This window comes from Bartonella rhinolophi (assembly GCF_036576165.1).
In the GTDB taxonomy this organism is placed as follows: Bacteria; Pseudomonadota; Alphaproteobacteria; order Rhizobiales; family Rhizobiaceae; genus Bartonella.
In genome coordinates, this window is record NZ_JBAFWY010000001.1 from 318,629 (window position 1) to 332,173 (window position 13,545).

The window sequence follows — 13,545 nt, forward strand, 5'->3', positions numbered from 1 at the left end:
CTGCTCAGGCTGCATTCAATTTTTGAAGGACAGCAATCAATTTATCATCATCGTGATTAATGATGAGAGCTTGAACAATTTCTCCAGCTTTTGCACCTTTTATTTGTGCAAGAGTATAATCTTCTGTTCGTCCGATCTCGTCTCTTTCAACGAGAATTGTTTGCTGAGTGTTTTGTAAACGAGCAAGATGTTTTTGATAAGCTTCGTTACCTGCTTTGCGCAACCTTTCCGCACGCATCTTAACCACCCTACGATTAATTTGTGGCATACGTGCGGCAGGTGTCCCTTCTCTTGGACTAAAAGGAAAAACATGGAGATATGTTAAATGACAGTCATTAATCAAAGCAAGGCTATTTTGGAACATTTCTTCTGTTTCAGTGGGAAAACCAGTAATTAAATCAGCACCATAAACCATTGTAGGACGTTTAGCACGCAAATCTTGGCAAAATTGGATTGCATGTTCACGCAGATGCCGTCGTTTCATTCGCTTTAGAATCATGTTGTCGCCTGCTTGTAAAGATAAATGCAAATGTGGCATTATTCTTTTTTCATAAGCCAAAAGATCGATGAGTTCTTCATCTGCTTCAATAGAATCGATAGATGAAAGACGTAATCGAGGCAAATCAGGAATGTGATGCAAAATTTTTGAAGTTAATTTTCCTAAAGTTGTTTTTCCAGGCAGGTCATGACCATAGCTTGTGAGATCAACACCTGTCAGAACTATTTCTTGAATACCATTGCCTGTTAGCTGTTTAATTTGTTCAATGACGGTACCCATAGGGACTGAGCGTGATGGTCCGCGTCCATAAGGAATGATGCAAAATGTGCAGCGATGATCGCATCCATTTTGCACCTGTACAAAGGCACGCGTACGCTCTTCCATTGCACTGACCATATGTGGGGCAATTTTTTGCACTTCCATGATATTATTTACACGTATTTTTTCATCATGGTTGATACCAAAATCAGGGAGCTGGCGATAGGAATGGGCATGGAGCTTTTCTTCATTTCCTAAAACAAGATCTACCTCTGTCATATCGGCAAAATTTTGTGCTTCTGTTTGTGCAGCACATCCTGTTACAATAATGCGGGCATGAGGATTTTCACGTCTCGCTTTTCGGATAGCTTGTTTTGCTTGTCGCACGGCTTCAGCAGTGACAGCACAAGTATTAAAGACAATAGCACCATCTTTAAGCTGATTTAGTCCAGAAGAAGCACTTTCTTTGCGTATGATTTCCGATTCATAACTATTGAGTCGACAACCAAATGTTACAATTTTTACTGCCATCAAAAGTGATCCTTTTTATAGATCCCTGTTAAAGGGTTTAAAAAACCACTAAATTCATATGTGATTGGACCTGTCATGACAATATGATCGTCTTTTTGATAAAAAATATTAAGTGTTCCCCCTGGTAAATTTACATCAATATGACGTTCTGTTAATCCACGTCGATGGGCAGCTACTGCACTAGCACATGCAGCACTGCCACATGCTTTTGTTAATCCAGCTCCTCGCTCCCATGTTCGTAAATTTAGGCTTTTTTTTGATGTTACATAGGCAATAGAAATATTGCACCGTTCTGGAAAAAGGGGATCATGTTCAAGTTTTGGTCCATATTTTTCTAATGGAATGTGTTGAATGTTGTTCTCAACGAAAAAAATAGCGTGGAAATTGCCAATAGATACAAGGCAAGCATCCTTCAAGGGACCAGCAGTAATTTCTACATGATTCGTATCGGCTATTTCACGTGAAACAGGCATATTTTTTGCATTAAAATGTGGGCGCCCCATATCAACAGAGATGAGATTATTGGTTTGGCGTTTACCTTTAATGATTCCAGCGGGTGTTTCCAACAGAAAGCTTTTACCGAGATTGTGGTCTGTAAGCCATGCAATTACACAGCGGGTACCATTTCCACAAGCTTTAGCCATTGAACCGTCAGCATTCCATATTTCAATGCGGAAGTCAGTTTCGTTTTTAACTGGTGGATGGATAGTCATAAGTTGATCAAAATGTGTTTCAGGGTCTGTCATTAAGGCAGAGATTGCTTGCGTTGTGAAAGTATGTGTACTTTCACGCATATCAGCAACAATGATTTGATTTCCAAGACCGTTCATTTTACTGAATGGTATTTTCATGCAACTTCTCTATTTCTAGTAAATGATTATCCGTAAAAAATATATGACTGAAAATCTTACAAATTTCTAGTGTTTTATGAATATAAAACTTGTGGCAAAAATTATTATCATTTGAATGAGAGAATTTTTATTCTGTTTTTCTTAATTTGTTAATTTATCTTTGTAATATGCCATATATAAATATTTACCTATTTCTTCTTTGAGTGAGCTTATTTATTGTCGTGGGAAAGAGTATAGATATGACATTTTCAAAAACTTCATTTTTCGTTGCAATACTGGCTGTAATTATCTTAAATGGTTGTTCAACATCATGGTTTGAGAATAATAATCAAGACAACTCGTTAAAAGCTTTTTATCCTATTCAGCAAATGTCAACATTTGAAATGATGTCTGATCCAGAAACATTTTATTCGTCAGAATCTGAAACAGCAGATGCTTCGGTATATGAGAAAGAAGATTCTCGTAGGGGTGAACAAATGGCGAATCTTGAATTACCTAATAATGCCATTGATTTGTTTCCCGCGAGTATTGCTGGGGTGTGGAATCTTTCTATTGGTGGTAAGTTTTGCCGAATTGCAACGCCACAGACAAAATTTGGTCAAGGATATCGTGCTGCTCCTTTACACTGCCCAAGGATCATTTCTCGGATAAACTCTTGGGCTATTAAAGGAAAAAAATTATATTTTTATGATAATTCAGGTCGTGTTGCTGTTGCTCTTTATTCTTCCAATATTAATCGTTTTGAGGGGCGTACATTTGATAATCAGCTAGTTGTTCTAAGCCGTTAGATCATTTTTATTTTTTTACGAAAAAAAGATAATATGTACAGATTTGCAAGAAAGTTTAATTTTCACTAAGGAAGGTTTGAAAAAAGGTTGTTTGGATGATTTTAGTTTCAACACGCTATAAAGAGCTGGTATCCAAAGGAGAAATCAGTTTGGATCCAGCTCAATTAGCTTTAATAGAGCAGCATTTTGATCGTTTATTACAAAATATTTCAAAAAAAAATGTTTCTCGATCTTGGGCATTTTGGCCTTTCTTTAAGAGGAAAAAACAAACCCATGCTTGTCTTTCAAAACAGGGTTGTGCTGATAACTTGTTTCAGGGCTTGTATATTTATGGTGAAGTAGGACGAGGCAAAACCATGCTGATGGATTTGTTCTTTTCTTGTTTGCCGCAAGGTCGTAAAAAACGTGCACATTTTAATGATTTTATGGCTGATGTGCACGAGCGCATTAATATTTATCGTCAAAAATCAAAAAATGCTGAACAAGATAATCCTATTTTGGCAGTTGCAAAAGATCTTGCACGAGAAGCACAAGTGCTTTGTTTTGATGAATTTAGTGTAACAGATATTGCTGATGCTATGGTGTTAGGGCGTCTTGTATCTGCTTTATTTGATGAAGGAGTTCTTTTAATTGCGACATCAAATGTTGCTCCCGATGATCTTTATTATAATGGTTTGAATCGAGAGCTTTTTTTACCTTTTATTCAAATTTTAAAAACACATGTTCATGTTGTCAATCTTGATGCAAAAACGGATTATCGCCTTGAAAAATCAAATCCGCAACATGTATACATAACACCGTTGGGGTTGGAGGCAAATGAACGTATGGATCAGGTGTGGGCACTTGTGTTACAAGATCAACAGGAGAAGCCTGATGAACTTTCCATAAGAGGGCGTCTTTTTCATATTCCACGCTCTGGAGCAGGTTGTGCACGCTTTGATTATAAAGATTTATGTGCAAACCCTTTGGCTGCAGCTGAATATTTAACGTTAGGGGAGCATTATCATACAATTTTTGTTGATAATGTACCTGTGATGGATGATACGTGTCGCAATGAAGTGAAGCGGTTTATTTTATTCATCGATGTTCTCTATGAACGTCACATAAGATTATTTATGTCGGCAGCAGCAAAACTTGAGGATTTATATAAGGGGCATGCACAAACAACAGAAACATTTGAATTTCAAAGAACACAATCGCGTCTTTTTGAAATGCAAAGTCAGGATTATTTAAATATTTGGGCGGAGCGATTTCCTTTAGAAAGAAAAGGATGATTATTACTTTACCTTTTTTATGTAAACAGTAAAGAAGGTAACTCTTTGGAATTTAAATATAGTGTAATAATTCTGTTGTAATTTTTTCAAATTCATTTTATCGATACACTGCATGGCAAGTTTCTAATGGTCGTTTCCTTGGGGGATTTTTTCTTCTGTAAGGAGAAGAATTTGATGGGTTTTATGCCATCTTCCTTTTGGTGACATTGTTGAAAATATGGCTAAGGTTAAGGAAAATATTCAGTATGCTGATGTGAGTGGTTGTGTGCTGAATTATCTAACGTTAGGAAAAAATGAAATGGCACGAAAAAAAATAGCTCTTATTGGTTCGGGTATGATTGGTGGCACTTTAGCACATATCATTGGATTAAAAGAGCTCGGTGACGTTGTTTTATTTGATATTGCGGAAGGAATGCCACAGGGTAAAGCCCTTGATATTGCTGAATCTTCACCTGTTGATGGTTTTGATGTTGGTTTGATAGGTGCTAACGCCTACGAGGCAATTGAAGGTGCTGATGTTGTTATTGTAACAGCAGGAGTTGCGCGCAAACCTGGTATGAGCCGTGATGACCTTTTGGGTATTAATTTGAAGGTGATGGAACAGGTTGGTGCTGGGATTAAAAAATACGCGTCTTCAGCGTTCGTTATTTGTATTACGAATCCTCTTGATGCGATGGTATGGGCACTGCAAAAATTTTCAGGTCTTCCAACACAAAAAGTTGTCGGTATGGCAGGTGTTCTTGATTCGGCACGATTTCGTTATTTTTTGTCTGAAGAGCTTAAAGTTTCTGTTAAAGATGTAACAGCATTTGTTTTAGGAGGGCACGGTGATTCAATGGTGCCTTTAGTACGTTATTCAACGGTTGGTGGTATTTCTTTGCCTGATCTTGTAAAAATGGGTTGGACGACACAGGAAAAGATTGATCAAATCATTCAGCGTACCCGTGATGGCGGTGCAGAAATCGTTAGTTTATTAAAAACAGGTTCAGCTTTCTATGCACCAGCAGCTTCTGCTATTGCTATGGCTGAAGCTTATTTGAGGGATACTAAACGTGTTGTTCCTGTTGCAGCTTATCTTTCAGGTGAATATGGGGTTCAAGATATGTATGTTGGCGTTCCCGTTGTTATTGGTGCGGGTGGCGTTGAGAAGATTATTGAAATCGATCTTGATAAAGAGGAAAGAGCTGCTTTTGAACAATCTGTGAATGCGGTACAAAAACTTTGTGAAACTTGTGTTACTATTGCACCTAGTCTCAGATGAATTGAGTAAGATTCTGTTTATTAAAACAGAGTATTTTAATTATTGTGAAGATTCTAGGGTCAATAATATGATCCGTAAAAGAAAAGGACAAATGAATGAATATCCATGAATATCAGGCTAAACGTCTGCTTCATGAGTATGGAGCGCCGATTGCAAATGGTGTTGCTGTTTATTCTGTAGAGCAAGCTGAACAATGGGCAAAAAAGTTACTTGGACCACTCTATGTGGTTAAAAGTCAGATTCACGCTGGTGGTCGTGGTAAAGGAAAATTTAAAGAACTTGGCTCTGATTCAAAGGGTGGTGTTCGTCTCGCAAAATCCGTTGAAGAAGTTGTTGCAAATGTGAAAGAAATGCTTGGTAAAACTTTGGTAACCAAACAAACTGGTCCAGAGGGTAAGCAGGTTAATCGCCTTTATATTGAAGATGGTGCCGATATTGAGCGAGAGCTTTATCTTTCACTTTTGGTTGATCGCACGGTTGGTCAGGTTGCTTTCGTTGTTTCAACGGAAGGGGGAATGGATATTGAAGCGGTTGCTGAAGAAACTCCAGAGAAAATATTAACCCTTCCCATTAATCCTGCACAGGGTGTTACCTCTGCTGATTGTACAAAGCTTTGTGATGTATTGGAATTGCGCGATGGCGCACGAGAAGATGGTGAAAAACTTTTTCCAATTCTCTATAAAGCATTTTGTGAAAAAGATATGAGCCTTCTTGAAATCAATCCGCTTATTGTGATGAAAAATGGTCATTTGCGCGTTCTTGATGCAAAAGTTTCTTTTGATAATAATGCTTTGTTTCGTCATCCAGACATCGTAGAATTGCGTGATGTTTCAGAAGAAGATTCAAAAGAGATCGAAGCGTCAAAGCATGATCTTGCTTATGTTGCTCTTGAGGGCACGATTGGTTGCATGGTAAATGGTGCAGGTCTTGCTATGGCAACAATGGATATTATAAAACTCTATGGCGCTGAGCCTGCAAATTTTCTTGATGTTGGTGGTGGTGCTTCAAAAGAAAAAGTGGCTGCTGCTTTTAAGATTATCACTGCTGATCCGAGTGTTAAAGGCATTTTGGTCAATATCTTTGGTGGCATTATGCGTTGCGATATCATTGCTGAAGGTGTCGTTTCTGCTGTAAGGGAGGTTGGTTTAAAGGTTCCTTTAGTTGTTCGACTTGAAGGCACGAATGTTGAACAGGGTAAAGCGATTATCAGTGAAAGTGGTTTGAATGTTATTTCTGCTGATGATTTAGATGATGCTGCGCAGAAAATTATTGCAGCAGTGAAAGGAGCTTAAACCATGTCGATTCTTATTCATCAGGATACAAAAGTGCTGGTTCAAGGGCTTACGGGGAAGACAGGAACTTTTCACACGGAGCAAGCGCTGGCTTATCATGGTACGAAAATGGTTGGCGGCATTAACCCTAAAAAAGGCGGTGAAATATGGAAGGGATCAAAGGGTGAAACTCTTCCTATTTTTGCAAGTGTTGCTGAAGGTAAAGAAAAAACAGGGGCTGATGCTTCTGTTATTTATGTTCCTCCTGCAGGAGCTGCGGAAGCCATTATAGAAGCTATTGAAGCGGAGATCGGTTTAATTGTCTGTATTACAGAGGGTATACCGGTTATGGATATGGTTAAGGTTAAGGCTAAATTAGGTCAGTCAAAGTCGCGTTTAATTGGTCCTAACTGTCCAGGAATTCTCACACCGCATGAATGTAAGATAGGTATTATGCCTGGCTCTATTTTTAAAAAGGGATCTGTTGGGGTTGTTTCGCGGTCAGGTACCTTAACTTATGAAGCTGTATTTCAAACGAGTCAGGAAGGGTTGGGACAGACAACTGCTATTGGTATTGGTGGTGATCCTGTTAAGGGTACTGAATTTGTTGATGTGTTGGAGATGTTTTTGGCTGATGATGAAACCGAATCTATTGTTATGATTGGTGAAATTGGTGGCTCCGCTGAAGAAGAAGCAGCACAGTTTATCAAAGATGAAGCAAAAAAAGGTCGTAAAAAGCCGATGGCTGGTTTTATTGCTGGTCGTACAGCTCCTGCGGGACGTACAATGGGTCATGCTGGTGCAGTTATTTCTGGTGGTAAAGGTGGGGCAGAAGATAAAATTGCTGCAATGGAATCTGCAGGGATTCGCGTTTCTCCTTCACCATCGCAGATAGGCAAAACCTTGATATCGGTTTTAAAAGGGTAAGAAAAAACTTTGTCTGGATAAGAGTGTATCCTTATTCAGATGAAGCATTGGGTTATAAAAAGTAAAAGCTTTTTTGCAGTTTTTCGACCCTCATTTGCCTTGCAAGCATTTAAAGGTCGAAAAAGTATATTAAGGAGACGGAAGAGATATTCCGGAGAAGATGTATGGCAAGGCAAGATGATATGAATGGTCTTTTTGCACAAACGTCATTTCTGTATGGTGGAAATGCAGATTACATAGACCAGCTTTATGCCGAATATGAAAAAAATCCCACTAATGTTGATTCACAATGGCGTGCTTTTTTTGAAACTCTTCAAGATAATAAAGAAGATGTTTTCAAAAATGCTGAAGGGGCTACATGGCAACGTGATAACTGGCCGTTAAAAGAAAACGGAGAGTTAGTGTCTGCTCTCGATGGCGACTGGTCTGTTCTTGAGAAACATATTGGTGATAAATTAAAAGACAAAGCAAAAGCAGCTGTTGGTGTTGCGCAAAAGAGAGAAGATTCTCATGAACAAGACATCGTTCAAGCAACACGTGATTCTATGCATGCTTTTAGGATGATTCGTGCTTTCCGAGCACGTGGACATCTTCATGCGCAGCTTGATCCTCTTCGGTTGGCAGAAAAGAGAGAAGATTATAAGGAATTATCTCCAGAAGCTTACGGTTTTACTTCTGCTGATTATGAACGTCCAATTTTTCTTGATAATGTTTTAGGACTAGAATATGCGACTATTTCGCAAATTCTTGAAATTCTTAATCGTGCTTATTGTTCAACAATCGGTGTAGAATATATGCATATTTCTGATCCTGCTCAAAAAGCATGGCTTCAAGAACGGATTGAAAAACAAAATAAGCAAACTGTCCTTACGCAGAAAGATAAGAAGGCTATTCTCGATAAACTTATTGAAGCGGAAGGGTTTGAACAGTTTTTAGATACAAAATATAAAGGAACAAAGCGTTTTGGCCTTGATGGTGGTGAAGCGCTGATCCCTGCTCTTGAACAGATTATTAAGTGCGGTAGTGCTCTGGGCGTGCAAGAAGTTGTTTTGGGAATGGCGCATCGTGGTCGCTTAAATGTTCTTTCACAAGTTTTGGCTAAACCGCATCGCGCTATTTTTCATGAGTTCAAAGGAGGATCTTATAAGCCTGATGATGTAGAGGGATCTGGTGATGTGAAATACCACTTGGGAACTTCAGCTGATCTTGAATTTGATGGCAAACAGGTTCACTTATCGCTTGTGCCCAACCCATCTCACCTTGAGATTGTCGATCCAGTTGTTATTGGCAAGGCACGTGCTAAACAGGATCAACTTGTAGGCCCTACACGCACTGACGTTATTCCATTAAGTGAGCGTTCAAAAGTTTTACCATTGCTTATTCATGGTGATGCTGCTTTTGCAGGACAAGGTGTAATTCAAGAAACTTTTGGTCTTTCAGGTCTAAAAGGTTACCGTGTTGCGGGTTCTATTCACGTGATTATCAACAATCAGATTGGATTTACAACTGATCCGCGCTTTTCGCGTTCTTCACCCTATCCATCAGATGTCGCAAAAATGATCGATGCACCAATTTTTCATGTGAATGGTGATGATCCTGAGGCTGTTTTCTTTATTGCAAAAATAGCGGCAGAGTTTCGTCAAATTTTCTATAAGCCAGTGGTCATTGATATGTTTTGTTATCGCCGTTTTGGACATAATGAAGGTGATGAACCTTCTTTTACACAGCCTCTTATGTATAAGGCGATCCGTAACCATAAAACGACTCTTCAACTGTACAGCGAAAAGTTGGTGACAGAGGGCGTAGTTTCTTCAGAAGAAATTGAGCAGAAAAAAAGTCTGTGGCGCAATAAGCTTGAAACGGAGTTTGAAGCGAGTGCTTCTTATAAACCTAATAAAGCAGATTGGCTTGATGGATGTTGGACGGGGCTTAAATCTTCTAGTGATGTTGACGATCAACAGTGTGTAACGACGGGTGTTGAGTTAAAAATTTTAAAGGAAATTGGTCAGAAACTCATCAAGATTCCATCAGATTTTCATGTTCATAAAACAATTCAGCGTTTTTTGAATAATCGCGCTAAAATTTTTGAAACTGGTGAAGGTGTTGATTGGGCAACGGCTGAAGCTTTAGCTTTTGGTTCACTTTGCTTAGAGGGGTCACCGGTTCGTCTTTCTGGTGAGGATGTTGAACGCGGAACTTTTTCGCAACGTCATTCAGTTCTTTATGATCAGGAAAATGGAGCGCGTTATATCCCTTTAAACAATTTGAAAAAAGGACAGGCAATTTATGAAGTTGTAAATTCCATGCTTTCAGAGGAAGCGGTCCTTGGTTTTGAATATGGATATTCATTTACTGAACCGCATGGTTTGACACTTTGGGAAGCGCAATTTGGTGACTTTGCCAATGGTGCACAGGTTATTTTTGATCAGTTTATTTCATCTGCAGAGCGTAAGTGGCTGCGTATGTCGGGTCTTGTATGCTTATTGCCCCATGGTTTTGAAGGTCAGGGTCCAGAACATTCTTCAGCGCGGTTAGAGCGTTATCTGCAACTTTGTGCGGAAGATAATATGCAGGTTGCTAACTGTACAACTCCTGCAAATTATTTTCACATTTTGCGTCGGCAAATTAAACGCGACTTCCGTAAACCGTTAATTTTGATGACACCAAAGTCACTTTTGCGTCATAAACGTGCTGTTTCTTCTTTAAGTGAGATGGAACGAGAAACTCGTTTTCATCGCTTGTTGCTTGATGATGCAGAGTGTTTAAAAAATTCTGTTATTAAATTGCAGAAAGATAATAAGATTCGCCGTGTCGTTCTTTGTACAGGAAAAGTTTATTATGATCTTTATGAAGAGCGTGAGAAAAGAGGAATTGATGATATTTATTTGCTGCGTATTGAGCAGCTTTATCCTTTTCCTGCAAACAATTTGGTGAATGTATTATCACGCTTTTTGCAGGCAGAAATTGTTTGGTGCCAAGAAGAACCAAAAAACATGGGGGCGTGGTCGTTTATTGAACCTTATTTGGAATGGGTTTTGACTCGCATTAATGCGCAGTCTTCACGTGCACGCTATGTTGGGCGGCCTGCAAGTGCATCACCAGCTACTGGGTTGATGGTACAACATCTTGAACAACTTGCCGCGTTTCTTGAAGACGCGTTAAGTTCTTAATTTATTACTACTCTGACGTATGGAAAAATATTATGGCTACTGAAATTCGTGTTCCTACTTTGGGCGAATCGGTTACTGAGGCAACAGTTGGCAAATGGTTTAAAAAAATTGGTGAAGCTGTAGTTGTGGATGAACCTTTGGTTGAATTAGAAACTGATAAGGTAACAGTTGAGGTTCCTTCACCTGTTGCAGGAAAATTATCTGAGATCATCGCAAAGGAAGGTGATACAGTTGAAGTAAATGCTCTCTTAGGGTCTTTGGAAGCTGGAGCTGTTGGTGTTTCTCAATCACTTTCTACTTCTGCTACGCCTGTTCCAACTGCGGGATCTGGATTAGAGCACTCTTCGTCGAGCAGTACAATGCCTCCTGCACCTTCAGCAGCAAAATTGATGGCTGAGAATAATATCGAAAAAAGTGATGTTTCAGGTTCTGGAAAGCGTGGGCAAATTCTCAAGGAAGATGTCCTTGGTATATTGGCACAAGGAACAAAAGCTTCTGTTGATTCTGCTTCTTCTGTCTCTTCGGCAGCGTCTGTTCGTGAAATGCGTGAAGAGCGGGTTCGTATGACGAAATTGCGTCAAACAATTGCTCGCCGTCTTAAAGATGCACAAAATACAGCGGCAATGTTAACTACATTTAATGAAGTTGATATGTCTGCAGTGATGGATTTACGCAAGCGCTATAAGGATCTTTTTGAAAAAAAACACGGTGTTAAGCTTGGTTTTATGGGATTTTTTACTAAGGCTGTTTGCCATGCATTAAAAGAGCTTCCTGCTGTTAATGCAGAAATTGACGGAACAGATATTATTTACAAAAATTATGTCAATGCTGGAATTGCTGTTGGAACCGATAAGGGTCTTGTTGTTCCTGTGGTTCGTAGTGCAGATCAGATGTCACTTGCGGAAATTGAAAAGGAAATTGGTCGTTTAGGGCGTCTTGCTCGTGATGGGAAATTAGCAGTTTCTGATATGCAAGGTGGAACTTTCACTATTACCAATGGGGGTGTTTATGGGTCACTGATGTCGACACCAATTTTAAATGCACCACAATCTGGTATCTTGGGAATGCATGCGATTAAAGAACGAGCAATGGTTGTTGGAGGACAAATTGTAATCCGCCCCATGATGTATTTGGCACTTTCTTATGATCACCGTATTGTAGATGGACAGGAAGCTGTGACTTTCCTTGTGCGTGTTAAGGAAAGTTTAGAAGATCCAGAACGTCTTGTTCTTGACTTGTAAAAGCGCAGTTTTCAGGATGAAAGGAAAAGTGGATGTCTTATGATGTGGTTGTGATTGGGGCAGGTCCAGGTGGATATGTAGCAGCAATTAAAGCAGCACAATTGGGGCTTAAAACAGCGATCATTGAAAAGCGTATGACATTGGGTGGTACATGCCTTAATGTCGGCTGCATTCCCTCTAAAGCATTATTACATGCTTCAGAGGTATTTGCTGAAACACAGCACGGTTTTGAAACACTTGGAATTTCTATTTCAAAGCCTAAACTTAACCTTGAGCAAATGATGATGCATAAAAAAACTGTTGTAACAGCGAATACAAGTGGCATCTCTTTTTTGATGAAAAAGAATAAAGTTGACACTTTTTTTGGTACAGCAAAAATTTTAAGTGCAGGTCAAATTGAAATTACCCTCAAAGATGGTAGTCAGCAAACGGTTGCAACCAAAAATATTGTTATTGCTACGGGTTCAGAGAGTTCGGGTATTCCAGGTGTCAATGTTGCAATTGATGAAAAGGTTATTGTGTCGTCTACAGGAGCACTGGCACTTGAAAAAGTACCAACGCGCATGATTGTTGTGGGTGCTGGTGTTATTGGTTCAGAGCTTGGTTCAGTTTGGAGTCGTTTAGGTGCTAAAGTAACTGTTATTGAATATCTCGATAAAGTTTTAGGATCAATGGATGGTGAAATTTCACGGCAATTTCAAAAATTAATGGAAAAACAGGGCATCGAATATAAAATGGGTGCAAAGGTGACAGCTGTAACGCAATCTGGTTCAACTGCGCAGGTGACTTTTGAAACTGTCAAGGGTGGTGTGTCTGAAACTTTAGAGGCTGATATTGTATTAATTGCTACTGGACGCGCTCCGTATACGGAGGGGCTCGGCTTGATAGAAGCTGGTGTCCAATTGGATGAGCGTGGCTTTATTGCAATCAATACGCATTGGCAGACAAATATTTCAGGAATTTATGCGATCGGTGATGTCGTTAAAGGACCAATGTTAGCACATAAGGCTGAGGAAGAAGGTGTTGCTGTGGCTGAGATTTTGGCAGGCCAAAAAGGACATGTTAACTTTGATGTTATTCCTAGTGTCGTTTATACACAGCCAGAAATTGCCAGTGTTGGCAAGACAGAAGAAGAGCTTAAAGCCGCTGGAATTGATTATAATGTTGGAAAATTTCCTTTTATGGCCAATGGTCGTGCACGTGCAATGCAAAAAAGTGATGGGCTTGTTAAAATTCTTGCTGATAAAAAGACAGATCGAGTTTTGGGCGGGCATATTCTTGGGTTTGGTGCCGGTGAAATGATTCATGAAATTGCAGTTTTAATGGAATTTGGTGGCTCATCAGAAGATTTGGGGCGCTGTTGTCATGCACATCCTACTTTATCAGAAGCAGTGCGAGAGGCTGCTTTAGCAACATTTGCTAAACCGCTTCATATCTAGAAAAGCTTTTAAAAGGCATCTGACACTTTTGAAAA

The 13,545-nt window shown here is 39.4% G+C and carries 10 protein-coding genes; 8 read left to right on the plus strand and 2 right to left on the minus strand.

Annotated features, from left to right (window positions below; genetic code table 11):
- Positions 1–4 precede the first annotated feature (4 nt).
- Positions 5–1,288, minus strand: a complete 1,284-nt coding sequence (mtaB, locus tag V5N67_RS01240; RefSeq protein WP_332059969.1) for a tRNA (N(6)-L-threonylcarbamoyladenosine(37)-C(2))-methylthiotransferase MtaB — start codon at positions 1,286–1,288, stop codon at positions 5–7.
- Complete coding sequence (gene dapF, locus V5N67_RS01245) at positions 1,288–2,139, minus strand: diaminopimelate epimerase (protein ID WP_332059971.1); 852 nt, start codon at positions 2,137–2,139, stop codon at positions 1,288–1,290. Before dapF ends, mtaB begins: the two co-directional genes overlap by 1 nt.
- Before the next feature lie 239 nt (positions 2,140–2,378).
- On the opposite strand from dapF, the gene V5N67_RS01250 reads away from it, so the two are divergent.
- The 8 genes from V5N67_RS01250 to lpdA all read left to right on the plus strand — a co-directional run bounded on the left by V5N67_RS01250 (position 2,379) and on the right by lpdA (position 13,510).
- Complete coding sequence (locus tag V5N67_RS01250) at positions 2,379–2,927, plus strand: AprI/Inh family metalloprotease inhibitor (protein ID WP_332059972.1); 549 nt, start codon at positions 2,379–2,381, stop codon at positions 2,925–2,927.
- Between the two features lie 95 nt (positions 2,928–3,022).
- Positions 3,023–4,201: a cell division protein ZapE gene (zapE, locus tag V5N67_RS01255; RefSeq protein WP_332059974.1), complete on the plus strand. Its 1,179-nt coding sequence runs from the start codon at positions 3,023–3,025 to the stop codon at positions 4,199–4,201.
- A 298-nt stretch (positions 4,202–4,499) separates the two neighbouring features.
- On the plus strand, positions 4,500–5,462 hold the full coding sequence (gene mdh / locus V5N67_RS01260) for a malate dehydrogenase (protein ID WP_332060295.1): 963 nt from the start codon (positions 4,500–4,502) through the stop codon (positions 5,460–5,462).
- Positions 5,463–5,557: 95 nt separating this feature from the next.
- Entirely contained in the window at positions 5,558–6,754 is a 1,197-nt protein-coding gene (sucC, locus tag V5N67_RS01265; protein ID WP_332059975.1) for an ADP-forming succinate--CoA ligase subunit beta, read from the plus strand.
- Positions 6,755–6,757: 3 nt separating this feature from the next.
- Positions 6,758–7,660 carry a succinate--CoA ligase subunit alpha gene (sucD, locus tag V5N67_RS01270; protein WP_332059976.1) on the plus strand — a complete coding sequence of 301 codons (903 nt, stop codon included), beginning with the start codon at positions 6,758–6,760 and terminating at the stop codon, positions 7,658–7,660.
- A gap of 164 nt (positions 7,661–7,824) precedes the next feature.
- Positions 7,825–10,830, plus strand: coding sequence for a 2-oxoglutarate dehydrogenase E1 component (locus V5N67_RS01275; protein WP_332059977.1), 3,006 nt, complete (start codon positions 7,825–7,827; stop codon positions 10,828–10,830).
- Positions 10,831–10,862: 32 nt separating this feature from the next.
- Positions 10,863–12,071, plus strand: coding sequence for a 2-oxoglutarate dehydrogenase complex dihydrolipoyllysine-residue succinyltransferase (gene odhB, locus V5N67_RS01280; protein WP_332059978.1), 1,209 nt, complete (start codon positions 10,863–10,865; stop codon positions 12,069–12,071).
- Between the two features lie 32 nt (positions 12,072–12,103).
- Complete coding sequence (lpdA, locus tag V5N67_RS01285) at positions 12,104–13,510, plus strand: dihydrolipoyl dehydrogenase (protein WP_332059980.1); 1,407 nt, start codon at positions 12,104–12,106, stop codon at positions 13,508–13,510.
- Positions 13,511–13,545: the final 35 nt, after the last annotated feature.